Source organism: Mesorhizobium sp. WSM4310 (assembly GCF_007003935.1).
Classification (GTDB): domain Bacteria; phylum Pseudomonadota; class Alphaproteobacteria; order Rhizobiales; family Rhizobiaceae; genus Mesorhizobium.
Genome location: NZ_VFTA01000061.1, coordinates 1 through 23575, shown reverse-complemented (window position 1 = coordinate 23575; position 23575 = coordinate 1). Strand labels below are relative to the sequence as shown.

Genomic DNA, 23575 nt, shown 5'->3' with positions numbered 1-23575 from the left:
GGACTTTCGGGCGGGCGTGGCGGGGTGCGCAATGTGCTGGTGGGGGCGGCGCTGATCGGCATCCTGCTCAACGCCATGACCATCATCGACATTCCGCTGCTCTACCAGAACCTGATCAAGGCGGCGATCCTGCTCGGGGCCATCATCGTCGACGGCATCATCAATCCGCGCGACGAGCAGACTGCGCAGCAAGGCGACATTTAGAGCAGATGGGCTAGCCCATCTTGCTCGGGGTACCCGGCGCGATCGCGACGATCGGCCGGCAATGAAAACCGAACCAGAGGACGTGACATGAGACTGATCAAGACACTTATGGCCGCCGCAACGGCGCTCGCCGTTACCGCCTTCGTGGCGCCGACCTTCGCCGCCGACGATCCGGGTCCGGCGGCCTACGCACAGGCGCTCAAGGGCAAGCGCGTCATGCTGGTGCCGCTGGCGATGGGCTTCGATCTGGCACAAGGCTGGGCGCACTATCTGAAGAAGGAGGTCGAGGCCTGGGGCGGCACGTTCGAGACGCGCGATCCAAACTGGGTGGTCGATGCCGGCGCGCAGGCGATCACCGATGCCATCTCGTCGGACACCAGGCCTGACGTGCTGATCATCCACGCCCCGGACCTCAACTCCTATTCCAAGCTGATGAAGAAGGCGCAGGCCGCCGGCACCTATGTGCTTTTGGTCGACAACCCCGCCAATTTCCCGGCCGATGCCTTTGTCGGCAGCGACTGGGACCGGCTGGGCCAGCTCGAGGCCGAAGCGGCGATCAAGGGCTGCGGCGAGAATTCTTCCAAGAAGATCGGCCTGGTGCAGGGTGATCAGGCGAACTCTTCCAGCCTCTACCAGTATGCCGGCATCATGAAGGTGCTGGACAAGCATCCCGACTTCAAGGTCGTGGCCAAGCCCGACTCCAACTGGGATGCGACAACCTCGCGCAATGTGACGACGACGATGCTGCAGCAGAACCCGGACATCTGCTCGATCATCGATTTCTGGGACGGTGACGCCACCGGCGCATCCGCCGCGATCCGCGACGCCAAGCTCGACGGCAAGGTGTTCCTGGTCACCACCGGCGGCGGTGAAAAAGCCGCCGATTGCGACAAGCTGGCCGACGGCACCTATGGCGCCGTGGTGATGACCGAGCTTGCCCGCCAGTCGGGCGACATGAACGCCATCATCAAGTTCCTGCTGCAGAGCGGACAACCGGCCGGCACCTCGCACACCTACATCTACACGCTCGAGAAGGCGACAACCAAGGCCGACCTCAAGCCCGACAGTTGCTGGGATCTGAAGGCGCTGCAGGCCGAAGCGGCGGCGAAATAAGCCACGCGGTCGAATAGACTCCACGAGGTGGCCGGATCAGTTCGGCCACCTCTTTCTCTTGATCAACGGCTGCCAATGTCCTTTCGCGAACGCCTGCAGTCCTGGCGCTACAATCTCGTGCCCGACCATCTGGTCGGCGAGATCCTGACCAAACGCTGGACCGACAACGCCATTCCGTTCCTGGCGCTGGTGGTGACATTGGCGAGTTTCGGCTCGATCATTCCCGGCTTCTTCAAGCTGAACGCGCTGCAGGAATCGACCCGCCAGCTCGGCGAGTTCTCCATGGTCGTCACCGGCATGACGGTGGTGATGCTGGGCGGCGGCATCGACCTGTCGGTCGGCTCGATCTTCGCGCTGTCCTGCTTCTCCGCCGTCTATGTCTTCTTCATCCTCGAACAGTCGATCTGGCTGGCGATGGCCGCCTCGCTCGCCACCGGCCTGATTTTCGGCGCCATCAACGGCTACCTCGTCGGCTACCTCAGGCTGCGCGCCTTTCTCACCACGCTGGTCACCTTCATCTTCGGCCGGGCGCTGTTCGACATCCTGGTCACCACCTATGCCGCCGACGTGCAGCTCTCGACCGCCACCTCGGACGTGCTCGACTTCATCGGCGACAGCACTTTCTGGGGCCTGTCGGTCTCGGTGTGGCTCGCCATCATCCTTGCCATCGTCACCCATATCGCGCTGACGCGCTCGCGGCCGGGCTGGCATGTGCTGGCGGTCGGCGGCTCCCGGCGCTCGGCGCACAATGCCGGCATCCGCGTGCGCCGCACCGTGTTCATGACCTATGTCTTCTCCGGTTTCTGCGCTTCGATCGGCGGTTTTCTCATCGCCTGCCGTTTGAGCGGGGCAGGGCCGGGCACCGGCCTCAACCTCGAGATCATGGCGCTGACGGCGGCGGTGGTCGGCGGCGTCAGCCTGGGCGGCGGGCGCGGCTCGGTGATCAAGGGGTTGATGGGCGCCATCATCGTCTTGACCATGACCAACGGGCTGATCCGGCTGGGCTACGGCACCGGCACCAACCAGATGGTGCTCGGCATCATGCTGGCGGTGGCGGTGACCATCGACATCCGCTGGCTGAAGAACCGCCATAAGGTGCTGAACGAGGTCTATGTCGCGCCGGTCTACCTCAAGATGGGCGACACACAGTCGGCGGTACCGGGCTCCGGCACGCCTTACGAACTCGACAACCGGCTGTCGGCGGCCGACCATATCGGGCTTGGCGAACTGGAGGGGCCGGAGGATGTCATCCTCGACCGCGACGACCATCTCTATTGCGGCACCCGCCATGGCGAGATCGTCCGCTTCTTCGCGCCGGACTATGTCAGGTCGGAAGTGTTCGCCCATATTGGCGGCTTCCCGCTGGGCCTGGCCTTCGACAAGTCAGGCAATCTGATCAGCTGCGTTGGCGCCATGGGGCTCTATTCCGTCTCGCCGCAGCGGGAAGTAAAACGCCTGTCGGCCGAGACCGCGCGCTCCTGGACCTCGATCGTCGACGATGCGCGGCTGCGCGATCCCAACGATTGCGACATCGCTCCCGACGGGCGCATTTATTTCACCGACTCGACCAAGCGCTACGACGCCCATGATTGGGCGCTGGACTCGATCGAGAACCGCGCCACCGGGCGGCTGCTGGTCTACGACCCCAGGGACGGGTCGACGAAGACCCTGCTCGACGGCTACCGCTACACAAACGGCGTGTGCATGGCGCATGACGGCAAATCGCTGTTCTTCGCCGAAAGCTGGGCCTGCCGCGTGCATCGCTACTGGCTGGAAGGGCCGAAGGCCGGCACCGCCGAATGCGTCATCCGCGACATGCCGGGCTATCCCGACAACATCAACCGCGCTTCCGACGGCAATTACTGGATGGCGTGGCTCGGCATGCGCACGCCGAGCTTCGACCTGTCGCTGCGCCATCCCGACATGCGCAAGCGCATGACGCGCCGGCTGCCGCAGGACGAGTGGCTGTTTCCCAACATCAACACCGGCGGCGTGGTGAAATTCAACCAGAAGGGCGGCATCGTCGAGGCGCTGGGCGACCTTTCCGGCGCCGCGCATCCGATGGTTACCTCGATGCGCGAACACAAGGGCTACCTCTTCGTCGGCGGCATCCTCAACAACCGCGTCGGCCGCTACAGGATTTCAGGCGCCGATCCGAACTGGACCAGCCCGGCTTCCTATTGGGGAGCAAAGCCATGATCCTCGATCCGATCCTGGACATGTTTCGCGGCAAGGCGGTCACCATCCCACCGCTGGATGGCGCTTTCCGGCCCAACACGCGGCTGGACGATGCATCGTCGTTTGCCGAGCTGAGCGAGCCTGACAATCTACTGGCCTCCGGTGATCGGCTGCTCGCCTCCAGCGGCAACGCAGTCTATTCGCTTGCCGCCGGAGCCGAGCCCAAGGTGATCGAGACCTTTCCGTCGCCCATCACGGCGCTGGCCGGGTCGCCATCGGGCGAACTCACGGTGGCACTGGAAAGCGGCAAGCTGCTGGTATCAGGCAAGGAGCTTTCGCTGCCGGCTGATCTCAGCTGCATCACAGCACTTGCCTATGCCGAAGACGGCACGCTGTGGCTGGCCAATGGTTCGGCCGAACATGCGCCCTCGCAATGGGCGGCCGATCTGATGAAGAAGGGTGCGTCCGGTTCGCTTTGGAAACGCGACGCGATGGGCCGCGAATTCCGCAAGGTGGCCGGCGATCTCGCCTTTCCCCATGGGCTCCACCTAATCGGCAGTGACGTGCTGGTCAGCGAAAGCTGGCGCCATCAGCTCATCCGCTTTGACGGCGCTGCGGGCAGCCGTTCAACCGTGCTGACGCATCTGCCCGGCTATCCCGCGCGGCTTTCTCCGGCCGGCGATGGCGGCGCTTGGCTGGCGCTGTTTGCACCACGCAACCGGCTGATCGAATTCGTTCTGCAGGAAACGCACTACCGGCAGGATATGATCGACCAGGTGCCGCCGGCCTACTGGATCGCGCCGGCGCTGGCCTCCAACCGCAGCTTCCTCGAGCCGCTGCAGTGCGGCGGCATCCGCACCATGGGCATCCACAAGCCGTGGTCGCCGAGCCGCTCCTACGGTCTGGTGGTCAGGCTCGACGCAGAGATGCAGCCGCAATTCAGCCTGCACAGCCGCGCCAACGGCACACGCCACGGCATCTGCAGCGTGACGGAAAAGGCCGGCCGGCTGTTCATCGCCTCCAAGGGCGGCGACTGCGTTCTGGCTGTCGACCTCGCTTCGGGAGGTTTTTGATGGAACCGATCGTCCGTCTGGAGAACGTCACCAAGAACTATCGCGGCGTGCCCGCGGTCAAGAATGTCAGCTTCGACTTGCGCAAGGGCGAGATCCACGCGCTGCTCGGCGAGAACGGCGCCGGCAAATCGACGCTGACCAAGATCATCGCAGGGGTGGTCGACGCCACCTCCGGCAAGATGTTCCACAAGGGCAGCGAGATCGCCTATGCGTCGCCGCACGCGGCTCTCGAGGCCGGCATCGCCATGGTGTTCCAGGAAACCAGCCTGGTGCCGTCGATGACGGTGGCGCAAAACCTCTATCTCGGCACTGAGAAATTCCTCAACCGGCTGCGCGGAACGTATATTTCAGCACAGCAGTTCCTGCAGTCCCTGAATTTCCCCGTCGATCCCAACGCCATGGTGGCGACGCTGGGCGCGGCCAAGCGGCAGATGGTCGAGATCGCGCGCGCGGTCCACCACAATGCCGAGATCATCATTTTCGACGAGCCGACGGCGACACTGACGCCGGAGGAAAAACGCCACTTCTTTGCGCTGATCCGTCGGCTCAAGGCGAGCGGCGTCTCCATCGTCTTCATCAGCCACGCGCTGGAAGAGGCGCTTGCCATTGCCGATCGCATCACCGTTTTGCGCGACGGCGAACTGGTCATCACCGACGACACGTCGGCCTTCGACCGCGACAAGATCGTCGCGGCCATGGTCGGGCGCACATTGTCGGGGCAGATCTACCGTCAGCGCGACGAGGCCAGACTGCGCAAGGCCGGCAAGAAGGTGCTGTCGGTGCAGGACATTTCGATGAGCAATGTCGTGCGCAACAATTCCTTCTCGATCTTCGAAGGCCAGATCACCGGCGTGTTCGGGCTGATCGGTTCCGGCCGCACCGAGACCTTCAAGATCGTGTCGGGCATCTACAAGCGCGATTTTCTGCGCGGCGGCGCAATCGAGCTCGACGATCGGCCTGTGCGCTATCTCGTGCCGAGCGAGGCGGTGGCCGACGGCATCGTCTACGTCACCGAGGACCGCAAGAGCGAAGGCATCTTCGAGACGATGGGCATTGCCGAGAACCTGTTCGGGGGGCTGCTCGCCGCGGGCCGCGAAAAGGCCTGGGTGATCAACCAGCAGGAGATGCGGCAGCTGTCGGCGCAATGGACGAAGACGCTCAACATCAAGGCGATCAACGACAATGCCAGGGTGGTCGAACTGTCCGGCGGCAACCAGCAGAAGGTGGTGATAGGCAAGGGGCTGGTGCAGCAGCCGCGCATCGTCATCTTCGACGAGCCGACGCGTGGCGTCGATGTCGGCGCCATCGCCGAGATCCATCAGATCATCAACCGGCTGGCCGATGAGGGATTGGCCGTCGTCGTCATCTCGTCCTACCTGCCGGAGATCATGAACCTGTCGGACCGGATTCTGGTGTGCCGACAGGGTCGCATCGTCGAAGAGTTTTCGCCGGCGGAGGCGACGGAGGAGAAGATCATGTACGCGGCGGTGCATTAGGATGCTGGCTGATGCGTACGTCGAAAACTGAATCAGAAGAGCCGATTAGCCACCTTTGCTCGAGACCTGATTCGACGACCTGATCCATCGGTTCAACGAAGGAAAAACGCCATGGCCACCACAAGACTGCTCAGCGATGCCGAGGTCGAAAAAATCCCGGCGGTGAAGGCCGTGTTCGACGATATCAGGGCGACGCGCAAGTCGGATTTCGTCAACAATTTCTGGCGCGGGCTGGCCAATGATCCGGCGTCGCTGAAGCGGGTGTGGGAACAGCTGAAGGCGGTGATGGTGGCGGACAGCGCCATCGATCCGCTGACCAAGGAAATGATCTACATCGCGGTGTCGACCGCCAATGGTTGCTCCTACTGCGTCCACTCGCATACGGCGGCGGCCCGGGCCAAGGGCATGACCGACGCGCAGCATGGCGAACTTATCTCGATCATCGGGCTCGCCGGCCAAACCAACCATCTGGTGACGGCGATGCAGATCCCGGTCGATCCGCAATTCGAGGTGAAGTGAGCTTTTCGCGCGCCGTCACAAGATTGTGAGCGCGGCCAATGTGTCGCGCACCGGCGGTAAGCGGCTGAAATCTTTTCGGTTTCCGCGTTGCGGCGCGTGCCTCCAGCGCTCTTCGACGACCGTTGCCTGCAATTGCGCGGTTTATCCCGGCCGCTGTTAAGGAAGTGACATGGAACGGCACTAAGGAAGCCCCATGCGATGCCGCTTGCCTGGGGCGCGGCTCGTATGGTGGAGCCGGCATGAAAATCGTTCAGATTACAGACACCCATTTCAGTCCGACCAAGCCGCATTTCAACGGCAATTGGGCACCGCTCGCCGCCTGGATCGAGCAGAGCGGCGCCGACCTTGTCATCCACACCGGCGACCTCAGTGTCGACGGTGCCGACAAGGATGACGATATCGCCTTCTGCATGGATCTGATGCGGGAAATCTCCACCCCGATGCTGCTGGTGCCCGGCAATCACGATGTCGGCCACCTGCCGGGTTCGTTGCAGCCGGTCAATGCCGGGCGCCTTGAGCGCTGGCGCCGGCTGGTTGGGCACGACTACTGGATGGAGGATGCAGGGAGATGGCGCCTCATCGGCCTCGACAGCCTGCTGATGGGCTTCGACGATGCGGAGGACGAGGCGCAGTTCGACTGGCTGCGCACCGTGCTGGAAAGCCGTGGCGGCCGGAGCATCGCCCTCTTCGCCCACAAGCCGCTGTTCGTCGATGCGCCCGGCGAGGGCGACACCGGCTACTGGAGCGTCAGGCCGGCGCAGCGCCAGCGCCTCTACGATCTGATCGCCGCGCACGATGTCGCGCTGTTCGCAAGCGGCCACCTGCACCGGGCATGGCAAGGCCACTACGAAAGCACGTCGCTTGTATGGGGGCCGTCGGCCGCCTTCGTGGTCGGTGACATGGAGCGCGACATGCCGGGCGAACGGCTGCTTGGCGCCGTCATCCATCAACTCGGGCATCAATTCGGCGACACCGTCGCCAGCGAGATTGTCGCCATACCCGGCATGACGGCTTACGTCCTCGATGACGTGGTGGCCGAGGTCTATCCGCACGAGGCGCACAAGGTTCGAAAGCGGGTGGCGTCATGAGCGCGCTGTCGCTTCGCGGGCTGAAAAAATCCTTTGGTGGCAACGCCATTCTGAATGGCGTTAGCCTCGATGTCGAAGCCGGCGAATTCATCGCGCTCGTCGGCCCTTCCGGATGCGGCAAGAGCACCTTGCTGCGCATTCTGGCGGGGCTCGACCATGCCGACAGCGGCGAAATCTTCGTCGGCGGCAAGGACATGTCGCCGGTCGCCGCGGCCGACCGCAACATCGCCATGGTGTTCCAGTCCTACGCGCTCTACCCGCATCTGACGGCTGGGCAGAACATCGCCGTGCCGCTCGCCATGAAGCGGCTGAGCCGGTCGCAGCGCCTGCCGTTGGTCGGCCCCCTGCTGCCCGGCCAAAAGGATATTCGCACCGGCATCGCACGCGATGTCCGCGAGATGGCGGGTTTGCTCAAGATCGACCATCTGCTCGACCGCAAGCCGGGGCAGATGTCGGGCGGCCAGCGCCAGCGCGTGGCGCTGGCGCGTGCCATGGTGCGCCATCCCAGCATCTTCCTGATGGACGAGCCGCTCTCCAACCTCGATGCCAATCTGCGCGTCCATGCCCGCGGCGAGATCGTCGAACTGCACCGCCGCGCCGGCGTGCCGACGCTCTATGTGACGCACGACCAGGCCGAGGCGCTTTCGATGGCTGACCGGGTGGCGGTGATGATCGGCGGCAATCTGCTGCAGCTCGCCGCGCCGGAAATGATCTACAACGATCCCGCCCATATCGAGGTCGCGCGTTTCGTCGGCCAGCCGAGGATCAACATCATCCCGGCGTTCGCCGAAAACGGCCGTGTCGGTTTCGAAGGCATCCGGCTGGCTTTGCTGGAGAAGGTGGCGAACGGCCCGGTCAGCCTCGGCATCCGGCCGGAATTCGTCAAACTGTCTCCCAGCGGCCGGAGCGGCCTTGCCGGGATGATCGAACGGCTCGAGTTCCTCGGCTCGGAAGTCATTGCCCATTGCCGGCTCGAGACCTCCGGCGACGCCGTCGTCGCCAAGCTGGCACCGCATGAGGCGAAGGACCTGATCGGAGGAATGAAGGTGGGTCTCGTCCTGGCCCCTGAGCAGGCGATGGTCTTCGGGCCGGAAGGAAAGCGGCTGCGCGTCGCGGCGGGTGCGCGGCAGGAACCGGCCTATGTCTAGCGTCGCGCTGGCGGGCAATGTCGCGAGCGCCGCGGCACTGCGTGCACGCAGCGAGGACCGGACCGCCTGGCTGCTGGCGGCGCCGGCCATCGTGCTGGTGCTGCTGTTCGTGCTGTTGCCGGTGGCCGCCGTCATCTTCCTCGGCTTCACCGATTTCGAGCTCGGCTACGGCAAGTTTCGCTTCGTCGGCTTCGAGAACTACGCGCATCTCCTGAACGACCGCACCTTCCGCCGGTCGCTGTGGAACACCTCGGTCTATACGGCCATCGTCGCGCCCGTGTCGATCGTGCTTGGCCTGGGGGTTGCCCTGCTGATCGAAGGCGAGGGGCGGGCGCGCGGTTTCTTCCGCACCGTCTATTTCTTGCCGGTCGCCTCGCTGATCGTCGCCATGGCGACCGTCTGGCAATACATCTTCCACCCGACGATCGGGCCGCTCAACGCGCTGCTTTCGCTTGCCGGCATTCCCGGCCCGAACTGGCTCGGCGCGTCGAATACCGTGCTCTACAGCCTGTCGATCATCGGCATCTGGCAGTCGGTCGGCTTCAACATGGTGCTGTTCCTGGCAGGCCTGACGGCCATCCCGCGCGAGCTCTATGCCGCCGCCCATGTCGACGGCGCGAAATCGGCGCTCGACCGGTTTTTCCTGGTCACCTGGCCGATGCTCGGACCAACGACGCTGTTCGTCGTCACCATCAGCATCACCAATGCGGTGAAGGTCTTCGAAACGGTGAAGATGCTTACCGACGGCGGCCCCAACAAGGCCTCCGAAGTGCTGCTTTTCACCATCTACCAGGAGGGCTTCGTCTATCTGCGCGTCGGCTACGCCTCGGCGATGACGGTCGTCTTCCTGGCGATCCTGGTCGTGTTGATGCTTGTGCAATACCGCGTGCTCGACCGGCGGGTGCATTACACATGAACAGCATCCCGGCCGGCCGCATCATCCGCTTCGCGCTGCTTTCGCTCGGCGCGCTGATGATCCTTGCGCCCTATATCTTCATGATCTCGACCGCGGGCAAAACGCAGAGCGACATCTTCACCTCGTCGCTGGCGCTCATCCCGCAGCATTTCTACTTCGCCGAGAATTTCGCCAAGGCGTTTGCCAAGGTGCCGATGGCGACGCTGCTGTGGAACGGTGTCATCGTGTGCGGCCTGATCTTCTTCTTCCAGGTCGTGGTGGCGATCCCTTGCGCCTATGCGATGGCCAAGCTGAAGTTCCGCGCCGCGCGGCTGATGATGGTGCTGGTCATGCTCGGCCTGCTGGTGCCGATCCATGCGACGGCGCTGCCGCTCTATGTCGCCTTCGACAGGATGTCGCTCTTGAACAGCTACACCTCGCTGGTCGCGCCCTTCACCATTTCGGTGTTCGCGATCTTCATGTTCCTGCAGTTCTTCCGCGCCATGCCCGACGACCTGCTGCACGCGGCGCGGCTCGACGGCATGTCCGAACTCGGCATCGTCGCGCGCGTCATCGTGCCCAATGCCTGGCCGGCGGTCACCGCCTTCGCGATCTTTTCCGTCGTTGCGCACTGGAATGATCTCTATTGGCCGCTGATCGTCGTCAGCAAGCAGGCCTACGCCACGCCGCCGCTCGGCCTGATGTATTTCCGCGCCGCCGAGGCCGGCGACGACTACGGCGCGCTGATGGCCGCCACGCTGATCATCACCCTTCCTCTCGTCGCCGCCTTCCTGCTCGCGCAGAAACGCTTCGTCGAGGGCATCACCATGACCGGTCTCAAAGGCTGATCGGACCAACAAGGAGCACGAACGATGAAGCATATTTCTAGGATTTTTGCCGCAGCAGCGGTGTCACTGGCGGCGGCCCTTCCCGCCTATGCCGAGACGACGCTGACGGTTCACTACCCGATGCCCGGCTTCTTCAAGAACGTGATGGACACGATCTCGAAGAAGTTCATGGAGGAAAATCCCGACATCAGGATCCAGTTCGCCAGCCCGTCGGCAACCTATGAAGAGGGCATCCAGACCATCCTTCGCCAGGCCGGCACCGACGAGATGCCCGACATCACCTTCATCGGCCTCAACCGCCTGCGCATGCTCAATGAGCGCGACGTTGCGGTCGATCTCGGCCCGCTGGTCAAGAAGGAAGGCAATATGGCGGAGCTCGGCTTCTCCGACACGATTCTGAAGCTGGCGCAGGTCAATGGCAAGCAGGTTGGCCTCGCCTTCGCCACCTCCAATCCGATCATGTATTACAACGCCGACCTGGTGAAAGCGGCCGGCGGCGATCCGGACAATCCGCCCAAGACCTGGGACGAGGTCATCGCGCTCGGCGGCAAAATCAAGGCGCTCGGCAATGGCATCGACGGGATCGACTTCCGCTGGCAGGGCGATGACTGGATGTTCTCGGCGCTGCTGTTCGGCGCCGGCGGCAAGATGCTGAACGAGGACGAAAGCAAGGTCGCCTTCAACGGGCCGGAAGGCGAGAAGGCGGTGGCGACCCTCGAGCGCATGGTGAAGGAAGGCGGCATGCCGGTCTTCACCAAGCCGGCGGGCGAACAGGCGTTCGCGGCCGGCAAGGTCGGCTTCGAATTCCAGACCACCGGTGCGCTGGTCAACACGATCAAGAATGTCGGCGACAAGTTCACCCTGCGCACGGCCAAGATCCCGCTGATCGATCCGATCAACGGCCATCTGCCGACCGGCGGCAATGCCGTGGTCATCCTGACCAAGGACGCGGCCAAGCAGGAGGCCGCCTGGAAGTTCGCGAAATTCGCCGCCGGCCCCTATGGCGCCTCCGTCGTGGTGCCGGGTACCGGCTATGTCCCCAACAACGAACTGGCGGCGAAGTCTCCCGAGTATCTCGGCGATTTCTACAAGAAGAACCCGCTGTTCCAGGCCGGGCTCAGCCAGATGCCGCTGATGGTTCCGTGGTATGCCTTCCCGGGCACCAATGGGGTCAAGGTCACGCAGACGATCGTCGACAATCTGTCGCGCATCGTCGACCAGTCGGCCTCACCCAAGGAAGCGCTCTATGACGCGGCAAGCGACGTCGAAGGCATGTTGCCGACGCAGTAAGGGTTGTGTGGCGGCTTCTTCCTTCCCCCTTGTGGGGGAAGGTGGATCGGCGCGCAGCGCCGAGACGGATGAGGGGTATTCCAGCGGAGTGAGGCGTGGTGTTCCCTGAGCACCCCTCATCCGATCTCGCTTCGCGAGGCCACCTTTCTCCCGCACGGGTGTTTGGACCGGGGACATCGCGAACAGGTGTGCAATTTTCCCGATCCAAACAAAGGAGAGAAGGAAGAGAGCGCTACACCGGCCGATAAACCTTTTCGGCCGTGTTCCAGAAAATGTCGGCCTCGGTTTCTGCACCATGTTTCGCCACCGCATCGCGGTGCGCCTTGATCAACTCGGCATGGCTGGTCCAGAGCTTCTCGATCGGGAAATTCGAGCCGAACATCAGATGATCCGCACCCAGAATATCGATGGCGTTGTCGACGATATAGGCAATCAGCGCTGGGTCGTTGCGGTGGTCGAAGGTGCCGAGACCGGACAGCTTGGCATAGAGGTTTGGTGCGGCCGAAAGCGTGCGAAGTCCGGCCTTCCAGGCCTCGGTGGTTTCCGGCTCTGGGCCGGTCAGCATGCCGGCATGGGTGAGGATGAAGTTGGTCTCGGGGTTCTCGCCGACCAGCGTCAGCCCGTCCTTCATCTGGGCGGGGAAGAGCTGCAGGTCGAAGGACAGGCCGTAATCCTTCAGCCTCGCGACATTGGCCCGCACCTTGGGGTCGATGACCTGATCCGCCGAGGCGGCAAAGCGGAAAGCCGGCGTCCCGTGCCAGTGCAATTGCATGCGCACGCCGCGCAGCAGCCTGTATTGCATCAGCCGGTCGATCTGAGGCCTGACATCGTCGACCGTCATGTCGGCATAGCCGACGATGGCATGCGGCCAGCCGGTCTCGTCAGCGGTCGTCTGCAGGAAGGCGACTTCCTTCTCGAAATCCTCCTTGGCCCAGTTGGTCTGGACATAGACGGCTTTCTCGACGCCTGACGCTTTCTGGTCCTCGAGGAATTCGCCGATCGGATAGTCGCGACGGATTGGCTCGTAGGGGCCGAAGATGCGCGGCACCATCGGCCCGACCAGCCAGGGCTGATCCTTCTGGCGCCAGATGTGGAAATGCGCGTCGATGGCTTTCTGCATCACGATACCCCTTTCCAGATTGTCGATGCCGTGCGGGCAGGGCGGGCGAGCGACAGGATGAAATCGGTGAGGCTGGTCAGCGACGAGCCGTCGATGAGATCGTCGAGATCAGGCAGGATGGCGCGCAGCGCTGCCGTTGCCGGCCGGAAGCGCGGGTCGCCGGCCAAAGGCGTGGCCAGCGACAGCCGGAAGGCGCGGGCGCTCAGCCGGCGCATCGCGGTCTCCAGTTCGGCATGGTCGCCGCGCTCCAGAGCGTCGGACAGGATGATGACTGCTGCTCCACGCGCGAAGGACGAGAAGCGCGGCACGGAGAGAAAGGCGAGCAACGTCGGCCCCATGCGGGTGCCGCCGTCCCAGTCGTCGACCTGGGCTGCCGCGCGGGCCAGCGCCTGATCGCGGTCACGGATGCGCAGGGCCGAGGTGATGCGGGTGAGCCGCGTGCCGAAGGTGAATATCTCGGCGCGGCCGGCGCCTTGCACGGCGGCATGCGCCAGCTTGAGATAGTCCGCCGTGTGCAGTTTCATCGAGCCGGAGACGTCGATCAAGAGCAGCAGCTTGCGCGGCACGGTCTGGCGGCGGCGCAGCAGCGGCGAGGGCACGTCGCCATCGGCGCTGACGATTTCCCTGAGCGAGCGGCGCAGATCGAGCTTGCCGCGCGAAGGGGTGCGCACGGTGCGGAAGGAGCGGCGGGCGGGCAAAGCGGAGGACAGTTTTCGGCGAAAGGCGGTCAGCCTGTCGTCGTCGCGCTGAAAGTCGCGCGTGCTCAACTGTTCCAGGGCCGAGGATAGCTCGCCGGCTTCCCGGCTACGCTCGGCCTCGGTCCACTCATCGTCGGCGCCGCCATCATCCTTGATGCGGGTTTCCTCGTCTGCTTCGCCTTCGACCACGGCTGACGTGTTGCCGTAGAAATGGCTCTGGAAGTGGACCTCGAATTCGTCGCGGCGATCGGGTGGCGGCGCCAGCGTGGCAAGGGCGGCTTCGTGGATGTCAGACATTGAGCGTGGGCCAAGTAATGTCACGGCTTGCATGAAGCCGGAGATTTGTTCGGGTGCGACGGCGAAACCGTAGCGGCGTAGCAGCCGGCCGAAGCCGAGGAAGGGCGCGGCCGGGCGAGGCAGCGCCCTCACCCCAGCGCCTCCTCGACGATGCGGCCAAGCTCGGGCGCGATGTAGGAGAGATCTTCCTCGTCCTTGATCAGCACACCGATGGCGCGGCGGAAGGCCTCGGGCCATGGGCTGCCGCCCTTTTCCAGAATGGTGGCGGCGTTGGCCCATTCGACCGCTTCGGCGATACCGGGCGGCTTGGCCAGCGGCCGGGCACGGATGGTCTGCACGGCTGCCGCCACGGCGCGCGCGGTGGCCTCGGCGACATCGCCGGCGCGCAGCATGATGATGGCGGCCTCACGCTCGGCCTCGGGATAGCCGATCCAGTGGTAGACGCAGCGCCGGCGCAGCGCTTCGGCGAGTTCGCGGGTGCGGTTCGAGGTCAGGATGACGATCGGCTGGGCGGCGGCGCGGATGGTGCCGCGCTCGGGAATGCTGATCTGGAAGTCGGAGAGGAATTCCAGCAGCAGCGCCTCGAATTCATGGTCGGAACGGTCGATCTCATCGACCAGCAGCACGCGCTGCTCCGGTGCCCGCAAGACCTGCAGGAGCGGGCGGGCGATCAAAAAACGGTCGTCATAGATGTCGATCTCATGCTCGCCGGCATGACGGATGGCGAGCAGCTGGCGCTGGTAGTTCCATTCGTAGAGCGCGTGCGCGGCGTCGATGCCCTCATAGCATTGCAGCCGCACCAGATCGCGGCCGAGCAGCTCGGCGGTCGCCTTGGCCGCTTCGGTCTTGCCGACGCCTGGCGCGCCTTCGAGCAGCAGGGGCTTGCCCAGCCGGATCGCCAGGAAGATGGCCGTTGAAAGGCTGTCGTCGGCCAGGTAGCGCGAGGCGGCAAGGTGCTGCGCCACCGCCTCCGGCGAGGTCGCGACAGTCCCGGCGTTGAGCTCGGGCATGTCAGGTCGCCGCTTGCGTCTTGAGCGCGCGCAGGATGCGTTCCGGCGTGATCGGCAGCGTGTCGATGCGCACGCCGACCGCGTCGAAGACGGCATTGGCGACCGCCGGTATTTGCGGGTTGGCGCACATTTCCCCTGGCCCCTTGGCTCCGTAGGGACCATCCGCCGAAGGCCGCTCCAGGACGATGATCTCGGTCTGCGCGAGATCGCCGGGACCCGGCATCAGATACTGGTTGAAATCGGTGCCGCCATGGTCGCGGTTGGGATAATAGGGCTCGGTGGTCTCATAAAGCGCGTGGCTGATGCCCATCCAGGAACCGCCGACCAGCTGCTGCTCGACCATTTTCGGGTTCAGCGCGCGGCCGATCTCGAACACGTTCTTGATCGTTAGAACCGTGACTTCGCCGGTCTCGTCATCGACCTCGACTTCGGCCACGGTGCAGGCGTGGGCGTAGCAGGTCGAGGGCTTCATCGCGCCGGTCTCCTTCTCCGGGTAGGAGCGCGGAATCAGGAACATGCCGCGGCCCGATATGGACCGGCCGCGCTTGAAATGCGCCGACAGCGCGACATCGAAGATCGAGATCGACTTCTGCGGCGCGCCCTTGACCAGTATGTTGCCCTGGCCGTCGGTCTCGAGGTCGGAGGCGTTGACCTCCAGTTCCTCGGCAGCGACTTCCAGCATCACCTGGCGCGCTTCCCTGGCCGCCTGGATGACGGCGTTGCCGGCGCGGTGGGTGCCGCGCGAGGCGAAGGTGCCCATGCAGTGCGGGCCGGTGTCGGTGTCGGCGGTGTCGACGACGACGCGGTCGGTCGGCACGCCGATGGTCTCGGCGCAGATCTGCGCCATGATCTGCTTCATGCCCTGGCCGAGATCGACCGACGACAGCGTCACCATGAAATTGCCCGTCGGCGTCGAATGCACCAGCGCCTGGGTCGGGTCGCCGCCGAGATTCATGCCGGTGGGATAGTTGATCGCGGCAACGCCGCGCCCGCGCCGGATCGCCATATCAGGCTCCTTTCCCGTAGGAGGACATCGCCATGAATTTTTCCGCCACCGGCCAGTTGGCGGCGCGCGAGGCTTCCTGCATGCACTCGATGAGCGCTGCCCCTTCCGTCGGCTGGCGATGCGCCTTCATGTCGCCGTCGCGATAGGCGTTGATGAAGCGGAATTCGAGCGGGTCCATGCCGATCAGCCGCGCCAGCTTGTCCATCTGCACCTCCAGCGCGAAGTCGCCGATGGTGACGCCGAAGCCGCGCATGGCCGAGGACGGCGTGCGGTTGGTGTAGACGCAATAGGTGTCGATCCAGACATTGGGGATGGTGTAGGGGCCCGGATAGTGTCCGGCACCCTTCTGCGCACCATAGGGCGAGTGGCGCGAATAGGCGCCGGCATCGGTGTAGCCGGTGACCTTTCGGGCGACGATACTGCCGTCCTTCATCACGCCGTCCTTGATGACGACTTTTTCGGCCGCGCGGGGCGAGGATATCTGCATTTCCTCCTCACGGCTGTAGACAAAGGAGACCGGCCGGCCCGTGAGCTTGGCGCCGAGGATGGCGATGGGCTCGACGATGACGTCGACCTTGCCGCCAAAACCGCCGCCGACCGTGCCGCCGACGAAATGCAGCTTGCTGCCCGGCATCTGCAGGATGATCGAGGTGTTGTCGAGGGTGAAGAACATCGCCTGCGTGTTGGTGTAGCAGGTGAAGCGGTCATTGCCTTCGGGCACCACCACGCAGCCGGTGGTCTCGGTCGGCGCATGCTCGATCGGCGAGGATTGGTAGCTCTGCTCCAGGATGTGGTCGGCGCCGGCAAAGCCGGCCTCGACATCGCCGAAACGCACCTTGCGGCACTCGCCGCTGTCATAGAGGTAATAGTTCTGGCCGTGATACTCGTTGACCAGCGGCGCGCCGGGCTTCAGTGCTTCCTCCATGTCGAAGACGGCCGGCAGCACTTCGTAGTCGATCTTGACCTTGCCGGCGGCCTCCTGCGCGGCGCGCTCGGTCTCGGCCAGCACCGCCACCACGGCCTCGCCCTTCCAGCGCACCTTGCCGTCGGCAAGCACCGTCTCGTCCTCAGGGCCGATCTGGATGAGGATCAGGATGGTGTAGACATTGTGCGGCACGTCCTTGGCGGTCAGCACCTTGACCACGCCTGGATGCTTTTCGGCCTCGGATGTGTCGATCGAGCGGATGCGGGCATGATGGTGCGGGCTGCGCACCATCTTCAGGTGCAGCATGCCGGGAAAGCTGCGGTCTGCGAAAAAGGCGGTCTTGCCGGTGACATGGCCGGGCGAATCCGAACGCGGCCGGGGCTGGCCGATTTCGTGCAGATCGTCCTTGCGGACATCGGCGAAGTAGTTCTTGCGCAATTCCATCGTTGGTCCCTCAGGCCGCGTTCTGCGAATTGGCACGGGCCGCCGTGAGCACTGCCTGGATGATCGGCTCGTAGCCGGTGCAGCGGCAGATATTGCCGGACAGCGCCTCCACCACCTCGTCGCGGCTGGGGTTTGGCGTGTGGTCGAGCAGCACCTTGGCGGCCATGATCATGCCCGGCGTGCAGAAGCCGCATTGCGTGGCGAAGGTGTCGAGGAAGGCGCGCTGCAGAGGATGCAGCACGCCGCCTTCGGCGAGGCCCGATGTCGTGGTGATGGCAGCGCCATTGCAGGTTTCGGCCAAGGTCAGGCAGGACAGCCTGAGTTCGCCGTCGATGACGACCGAGCAGGCGCCGCATGTGCCTTGGTGGCAGCCGCCCTTCGGCGAGGTGTCGCCGATCTTGTCGCGCAGAGCGTTGAGCAGCGTCGTGCCGCTGTCGATGAATTCGGCTTTCTCGGAGCCGTTGAGGGTGAATTGAACCGGGATCTTCGCCATGTTTCCTCCTTGCGCGCCTGCCCGACGGATCGGACAGACGCGCGCCCCCCAACGGTGATTTCAGGCCAGCAGCAGCCGGCCGAGATGGACCGGCAGGACTTCAGCGCGGTACCATGCGCTGGCGATCGGATCGGTGACCGGCGCAATGCCCTCGGTGGCGGCGGCCAATGCTGCCGCGATGCCGTTCTGGTCGAGTTTCTTTCCCTCGAGCGCCTTTTCCGTCGCCTTGGCCCGCATTGGCCGGTCCGCCATGCAGCCAAGCGCGATCCGCGCCGAGGACACGGTGCCGTCGGCGGCCTGTTCCAGGACGGCCGCGATGCTGAGCACCGAAACGCCTTTGGGCTTGACCCGCGACACTTTCAGGAAGCGGAAGCCGTCGGCCTTTGGCAGTGTGAAACTGACTGACGTGACGATGGAGCGGCTGCCGTCCCGCTTGGCGAGAAAAGTCTCGATCGGCAATTCGCCATCCTCGGTGCCGACCATGGCGTCGAGCGCCAGCAAGGCCACGGCGAAATCGCCATAGGGTGCCGGCGCGAACAGATTGCCGCCGACGGTCGCCATGTTGCGGATCGCCGGACCGCCGACGGCGCGCGCGGCCTTGGCAAGGATGGCGAGCTCGGGATGACGGGCGATCGCCGCCATGGTCACCGATGCGCCGATGCGGACCTTGCGGTCGGCGACCGTGATGGCCATGAGCGCCGGGTCGGTCGATCTGACAAGGCCGAAGACCAAAACATCGCCTTCATTGGCCGCGCGGACCACGAGTGTGCCGCCGCCGAGATAGCGGGTGCCGGGCGCCTTCAGCGCCGCATTGGCGTCCTTCACGGTCGGGAAAGTCTGGAGGGCAAGCGCCATGGAACGCTCCTGTTCTGAAGCCCAGTTCAGCTCTGGCCGGCAAAATGGCTCTTCAGGGCGTTGAAACCGCCCTGGAAGACGTTGGTGCCCATGCCGGCGGCGATCTTGTCGGCTTCTTCGGGGGCTGCATCGAAGCTGGCGGTCCATTCGGCATAGGTGCGGTCGCCATCGGTGACACGCCTGAGCTGCAGCGTCGCCTTGTGGTTGGTCAGCGGCTGCGGCGTTTCCAGGATGGAATAGCTGACGAGGAAGTTCTCATCGGAAAGGTCGAGCAGTTTTTCGCGCAGCCGCGCGCCGGTGATCAGCTCGAAATTGCGCACGCAGCCGATCGTCGAGGCGTCCTTGCCATCCTCGATATGGCTTTCGACCATGCGCGGATGCCAGCCCGGCAGGCCGTTGAAGTCGCGTATGCGCGACCAGACCTTTTCGACCGGCGCGTCGATGACGCTGGAGATGGTGACTTTTGCCATAGGACGTTCCCTTGCGAATGCGATAGTCGGGCAAGGGTAGGGCGGTGGCCTGGCTGACGCTTATCAATGCGTCTTGTGCGCGTATCAAGGAGTCTGAAAAAGCAGGCTCAGGCGGTTGCCCGCGCGGCCTCGCGATAAAGCGTCGGCGGCACGCCGACATGGTCGCGGAAGAAGCGCGAGAAATTGCCCTGCGTGGTGAAGCCGAGATTGCAGGCGACCGAGATCAGCGGCTCCTGCGACCAATGCAGCTGCCGCACGGCTTCCTCCATGCGCAGCGTGTTCCAGTAGACGTTGGGCGTCAGATTGGTCTGTTCCTTGAACAGGGCGAAGAAATGCGGCCGCGACAGGCCGACGCTGCGCGCCACATCGTCGAAGGAGATGCGTTCGCAGACATTGGCCTTCATCAGCTGGATGGCCTTGCGGACGCGGAAATCCTGCAGGGTGTTGATGCGGGTGCGCGCCTCCTGCGGCGCCGACGCATCGGCGGCATCGAGCACCGAATCAATGAAGCGCTCGATCTCGTAATTGGCAACATCGTCGACGCTTTCATTGTCGGTCAGATGGTCGAGCAGGCTGGCGGCGGCCTGGTGCAGCCAGGGCTCCAGCGTGATCGCCGCCTGGGCAAACAGCGGCGCGGAGGAGGGCAGGTCGCGGCGACGGCGCGCCCAATCGGGATCGATGTAGAAGGCAAGGAACAGACCGGGCGTCCCGTTTTGCGACAGGACGTGGCTGTGCGGCTGGAAGGAATTGATGCCGGCGGCGGTGCAGGAACCGAGCCTTACCGTCTCGCGACCGATGGTCATCTCGCCGGCGGTGCCTTCGAGCCAGATGATGAGATGCGCCTCGACATGGGCATGGGTGACGAAGTCGCTTGCGACATTCAGGACAGAAACATGTCCGAACCGGCCCCAGTAGAGCCTGATCGCTTCCGTCATGGGTATATCCTCCCGCAGACGACTGGCCTCCCTTCGCCTGCCTGGAGATTGTGCTGCCGGTTGCCTGTTTCCGTCAAGACATAGGCTGTTGGCGGCAAACGGTGGTGGCTCGCTCCGGCTGATTTTCAGACTGAGCGATAGGAACCGGAACGAACAGCGCTTGGCAATGTCCTTCTCCCATGAGGGAGAAGGACAGGCACTTAAATGTCAGTCGTTGCGCCTGAAATTGCGGATGCGGTCGAACAGCACCGCCAGCAGGATGGCGCCGCCGATGAAGGTGCCTTGCCAGAAGGCATTGATGCCAAGCAGGCCAAGGCTGTTGCGGATGACCTCGATGAGGGCCGCGCCGACAATGGCGCCGAAGGCGGTGCCGACACCGCCGGCCAGGTTGGCGCCGCCGATGACGGTGGCGGCGATGACCTGCAGCTCCATGCCGGTGCCGAGATTGGTGGTGACGGCGCCGAGCCAGCCGGTCTGGATAATCCCGGCAATTCCCGCCGACAGCGCCGATATCATGTAGACGGCTACCTTGATCTGCTTCACTGGGACGCCGGTCAGCGTTGCCGCGTGCTCGTTGCCGCCAATGGCGAAGATGTGCCGGCCGAACTTGGTCCAGCGCAGGATGAAGCCGGTGATCAGCGCCAAAAGGATCATGTAGAGCACCGGATTGGCGATGCCGAACACCCAGGCGCCGCCGCCGAGCGCCAGCAGCTTGTCATGGTCCGGCCCGAACTGGAAGACGACGGTGTTGTTGGAGGCGACCATGGCCAGGCTGCGGGCAATCGACAGCATGCCGAGCGTCACCACGAAAGGTGGAAAGCCGAGATAGGCGGTCAGGATGCCGTTGAAGGCACCGATGGCGAGCGCGGTGGCGATCGAGGCCAGGATGCCGATTTCGATCGAATAGCCGGCATGCATGGTGACGGCCAGCACCATCGACGACAGGCACAGTACCGAGCCGACCGACAGATCGATGCCGCCGGTGATGATGACGAAGGTCATGCCGAGCGCGACGATGGCGACGAAGGTGATGTTGCGGGTGATGTTGTAGAGGTTCTTCGAGGTTGCGAAAGCGTCGGTGGCGAACGACAGGAAGATGCAGGCGAGGATGACGGCGATCACCACCCAGAAGGTCTGGGTGGAGAACAGCCGCGACAGGAAAGTGTGCTGCTTCTGCGCGATCGTCTGATCAAGGGTGACTGCCATTATCGACCTTTCCTGCCGGCGGCGATGCACGCCAGCCTGGTGAAATCCGGATTAGCCGCGCTCACGAGACCTGCTCGATGGCGCCAGTGATGAGCCCGGTGACCTCCTCGGGCGAGCTCGACGCGATTGCCTTGTCGGCGACCTTGCGTCCGCGCCGCATGACGATGACGCGGTCGGCGACGTCGAACACGTCGGGCATGCGGTGGCTGATCAGCACCACCGCTATGCCCTGGTCGCGCAGATGGCGGATCAGGTTGAGCACTTCGGCGACTTGCCTGACCGAGATCGCCGCCGTCGGTTCGTCCATCAGCACGATCTTGGCCTGCGACAGCATTGTGCGGGCGATCGCAACCGCCTGGCGCTGGCCGCCCGACATCTGCTTGACGAGATCGCGCGGGCGGGTCTCGGACTTCAGCTCGGCGAAGAGTTGGCCGGCGCGCTTGTACATCGCGGCATAGTCGAGGATGCGGAATGGACCGACGCCGCGCCGCAACTCGCGGCCGAGATAGACATTGGCGGCCGCTGTCAGATTGTTGCAGAGCGCAAGATCCTGGTGGACGATCTCGATGCCGTGCTGGCGGGCTTCCGCCGGCTTGTTCAGGATCAATTCCTTGTCGTCCATGCGCATGGTGCCATGGCTCGGATGGAAATTGCCGGCGATCATCTTGACCAGCGTCGACTTGCCGGCGCCATTGTCGCCCATCAGGCCGACGACCTGGCCGGGTTCGATCGACAGCGACACGTCGTTGACAGCCTGGATGGCGCCAAAATGCTTCGAGATGTTGGTGAGTTCGAGAACCGCCACCAGCCTGTTGCCTCCCATGTCTTGCTGCATGCCTTTTCCAGGTCGCAGCTCCGATATCGTGCTCCCCATTCCTCCCGGAAGCAACGATCTTCGGCATTTACGCGAATGCCCGCACGGGCGTCAATTGTCGAAATGGGCTATTTGTCAGACGAATAGCGACATGTGCCTCTGAAAAATCCGTTTTGTAGGACAAATAGCAATTGACGTTGGCGCCGCGCCGTTATTAGTTGACGGTCGGAGAAAGATATCCGGTCCCAAACCATTGTTGCGGCGGGACCGGTGGGAGGTTATCGGCCGTTCCGGCATGTTGGCGGTCCGGTCGCATCTGAAAATGCTTATCGGCCTTGCACGGCGGCACGAGCGTTGGCTCTGCCATCTCGCATCAGGTCGATTTGTATGGCGGGCACGCCGTGTCCGTCTGTTTCCAAGGGAGGACTGACATGAGGAAAACAGTATTGCTCGCCGCCGTCGCCGCCATGGCGCTGGGCGCCGGGCCGGCTTTGGCCAAGAAGCAGCTCGTCATCGTGGTGAAAGGTCTCGACAATCCATTCTTCGAAGCCATCCATCAGGGCTGCGAGAAATGGAACAAGGAGAACGCGAGTTCGGAATATGCGTGCTTCTACACCGGTCCGGCGTCGACTTCCGACGAGGCTGGCGAGGCACAGATCGTCCAGGATATGCTGAGCAAGCCCGACACGGTGGCGATGGCGATTTCGCCGTCCAACGCGCCGCTGATCGCGCAGACGATCAAGAGCGCCAATCCGTCGATCCCGATCATGACCGTCGACGCCGACCTTGCCAAGGAAGATGCAGCCCTTCGCAAGACCTATCTCGGCACCGACAACTATCTGATGGGCAAGAAGATCGGCGAGTACATCAAGAAGGCCAAGCCGAATGGCGGCACGATCTGCACGATCGAAGGCAATCCGGCTGCCGACAACATCCTGCGCCGCGCACAAGGCATGCGCGACGCTCTGACGGGCAAGGAAGGTCTCGCGACACTTGCCGGTGAAGGCGGATGGACGGAAGTCGCCGGCTGCCCGGTGTTCACCAACGACGACGGCGCCAAGGGCGTTCAGGCGATGACGGACATCCTCGCCGCCAACCCCAAGCTCGACGCCTTCGGCATCATGGGCGGTTGGCCGCTGTTCGGCGCGCCGCAGCCTTATCGTGACCTGGTTGGACCGCTGAAGGACCGGCTGGCCAAGAACGACTTCGTCATCGGCGCCGCCGACACGATCGGCGACGAAGTGGCGATCGCCAAGGACGGCCTGGTCACCGCCCTGGTCGGCCAGCGGCCCTTTGAAATGGGCTACAAGGCGCCGTCGGTGATGATCGACCTGATCACGGGCAAGAAGGTCGACGATCCGGTCTTCACCGGCCTCGATGAGTGCACCAAGGACACGGTCGACACCTGCATCCAGAAATAGGTCTTTCGATCCGGGGCGCCCGTCTGACG

22 protein-coding genes and 1 pseudogene are annotated in these 23575 nt (G+C 63.9%); 12 read left to right on the top strand and 11 right to left on the bottom strand.

Features of this window, described 5'->3' with window-relative positions:
- From FJV80_RS33165 to FJV80_RS33115, 11 genes and pseudogenes are all read left to right on the top strand, one after another.
- Positions 1-204 (top strand): annotated as a pseudogene (locus FJV80_RS33165) (ABC transporter permease); the annotation flags it as partial.
- Between the two features lie 87 nt (positions 205-291).
- Entirely contained in the window at positions 292-1317 is a 1026-nt protein-coding gene (locus FJV80_RS33160) for a sugar ABC transporter substrate-binding protein (protein ID WP_095773833.1), read from the top strand.
- Positions 1318-1392: 75 nt separating this feature from the next.
- Entirely contained in the window at positions 1393-3516 is a 2124-nt protein-coding gene (locus tag FJV80_RS33155; protein ID WP_142878396.1) for an SMP-30/gluconolactonase/LRE family protein, read from the top strand.
- Positions 3513-4568 (top strand): hypothetical protein, encoded by a 1056-nt coding sequence (locus FJV80_RS33150; protein ID WP_095787665.1) that lies wholly within the window; start codon positions 3513-3515, stop codon positions 4566-4568. The genes FJV80_RS33155 and FJV80_RS33150 overlap by 4 nt, the downstream gene beginning before the upstream one ends.
- On the top strand, positions 4568-6064 hold the full coding sequence (locus FJV80_RS33145; RefSeq protein WP_095787666.1) for a sugar ABC transporter ATP-binding protein: 1497 nt from the start codon (positions 4568-4570) through the stop codon (positions 6062-6064). Before FJV80_RS33150 ends, FJV80_RS33145 begins: the two co-directional genes overlap by 1 nt.
- Positions 6065-6175: 111 nt before the next feature.
- On the top strand, positions 6176-6583 hold the full coding sequence (locus FJV80_RS33140; RefSeq protein WP_095773837.1) for a carboxymuconolactone decarboxylase family protein: 408 nt from the start codon (positions 6176-6178) through the stop codon (positions 6581-6583).
- A gap of 239 nt (positions 6584-6822) precedes the next feature.
- Positions 6823-7671, top strand: coding sequence for a metallophosphoesterase (locus tag FJV80_RS33135; RefSeq protein ID WP_142878395.1), 849 nt, complete (start codon positions 6823-6825; stop codon positions 7669-7671).
- Entirely contained in the window at positions 7668-8819 is a 1152-nt protein-coding gene (locus FJV80_RS33130) for an ABC transporter ATP-binding protein (RefSeq protein ID WP_142878394.1), read from the top strand. Before FJV80_RS33135 ends, FJV80_RS33130 begins: the two co-directional genes overlap by 4 nt.
- Entirely contained in the window at positions 8812-9735 is a 924-nt protein-coding gene (locus FJV80_RS33125; RefSeq protein WP_142878393.1) for a sugar ABC transporter permease, read from the top strand. The genes FJV80_RS33130 and FJV80_RS33125 overlap by 8 nt, the downstream gene beginning before the upstream one ends.
- Complete coding sequence (locus tag FJV80_RS33120; protein WP_095773841.1) at positions 9732-10562, top strand: carbohydrate ABC transporter permease; 831 nt, start codon at positions 9732-9734, stop codon at positions 10560-10562. Before FJV80_RS33125 ends, FJV80_RS33120 begins: the two co-directional genes overlap by 4 nt.
- Positions 10563-10586: 24 nt before the next feature.
- On the top strand, positions 10587-11852 hold the full coding sequence (locus FJV80_RS33115; RefSeq protein WP_142878392.1) for an ABC transporter substrate-binding protein: 1266 nt from the start codon (positions 10587-10589) through the stop codon (positions 11850-11852).
- A gap of 232 nt (positions 11853-12084) precedes the next feature.
- Here the strand turns inward: FJV80_RS33115 and FJV80_RS33110 are convergent, their stop codons facing one another.
- The 11 genes from FJV80_RS33110 to FJV80_RS33060 form a co-directional block, all read right to left on the bottom strand.
- Positions 12085-12972, bottom strand: coding sequence for an amidohydrolase (locus tag FJV80_RS33110; RefSeq protein WP_185975300.1), 888 nt, complete (start codon positions 12970-12972; stop codon positions 12085-12087).
- A complete protein-coding gene (locus tag FJV80_RS33105; protein WP_185975301.1) occupies positions 12972-14090 on the bottom strand; it encodes a VWA domain-containing protein in 1119 nt (372 codons plus the stop codon). The genes FJV80_RS33110 and FJV80_RS33105 overlap by 1 nt, the downstream gene beginning before the upstream one ends.
- Before the next feature lie 5 nt (positions 14091-14095).
- Positions 14096-14977 (bottom strand): MoxR family ATPase, encoded by an 882-nt coding sequence (locus tag FJV80_RS33100; protein WP_142878389.1) that lies wholly within the window; start codon positions 14975-14977, stop codon positions 14096-14098.
- 1 nt (position 14978) lies between these two features.
- Entirely contained in the window at positions 14979-15983 is a 1005-nt protein-coding gene (locus FJV80_RS35670; protein WP_142878388.1) for a molybdopterin cofactor-binding domain-containing protein, read from the bottom strand.
- A gap of 1 nt (position 15984) precedes the next feature.
- Complete coding sequence (locus FJV80_RS35665) at positions 15985-17352, bottom strand: xanthine dehydrogenase family protein molybdopterin-binding subunit (protein ID WP_142878387.1); 1368 nt, start codon at positions 17350-17352, stop codon at positions 15985-15987.
- A gap of 10 nt (positions 17353-17362) precedes the next feature.
- Positions 17363-17845: a (2Fe-2S)-binding protein gene (locus FJV80_RS33085; protein ID WP_142878386.1), complete on the bottom strand. Its 483-nt coding sequence runs from the start codon at positions 17843-17845 to the stop codon at positions 17363-17365.
- 60 nt (positions 17846-17905) lie between these two features.
- The gene (locus tag FJV80_RS33080; RefSeq protein WP_142878385.1) at positions 17906-18700 is read right to left on the bottom strand and encodes an FAD binding domain-containing protein; all 795 of its coding nucleotides are present in this window, start codon (positions 18698-18700) and stop codon (positions 17906-17908) included.
- A 26-nt stretch (positions 18701-18726) separates the two neighbouring features.
- A complete protein-coding gene (locus tag FJV80_RS33075) occupies positions 18727-19170 on the bottom strand; it encodes an SRPBCC family protein (protein ID WP_095773850.1) in 444 nt (147 codons plus the stop codon).
- 107 nt (positions 19171-19277) lie between these two features.
- Complete coding sequence (locus tag FJV80_RS33070) at positions 19278-20105, bottom strand: AraC family transcriptional regulator (protein ID WP_095773851.1); 828 nt, start codon at positions 20103-20105, stop codon at positions 19278-19280.
- 207 nt (positions 20106-20312) lie between these two features.
- Positions 20313-21311 (bottom strand): ABC transporter permease, encoded by a 999-nt coding sequence (locus FJV80_RS33065; protein ID WP_095773852.1) that lies wholly within the window; start codon positions 21309-21311, stop codon positions 20313-20315.
- A 61-nt stretch (positions 21312-21372) separates the two neighbouring features.
- Positions 21373-22116, bottom strand: coding sequence for an ATP-binding cassette domain-containing protein (locus FJV80_RS33060; RefSeq protein ID WP_027047043.1), 744 nt, complete (start codon positions 22114-22116; stop codon positions 21373-21375).
- Between the two features lie 440 nt (positions 22117-22556).
- On the opposite strand from FJV80_RS33060, the gene FJV80_RS33055 reads away from it, so the two are divergent.
- On the top strand, positions 22557-23546 hold the full coding sequence (locus FJV80_RS33055) for a sugar-binding protein (protein ID WP_095773853.1): 990 nt from the start codon (positions 22557-22559) through the stop codon (positions 23544-23546).
- Positions 23547-23575 lie beyond the last annotated feature (29 nt).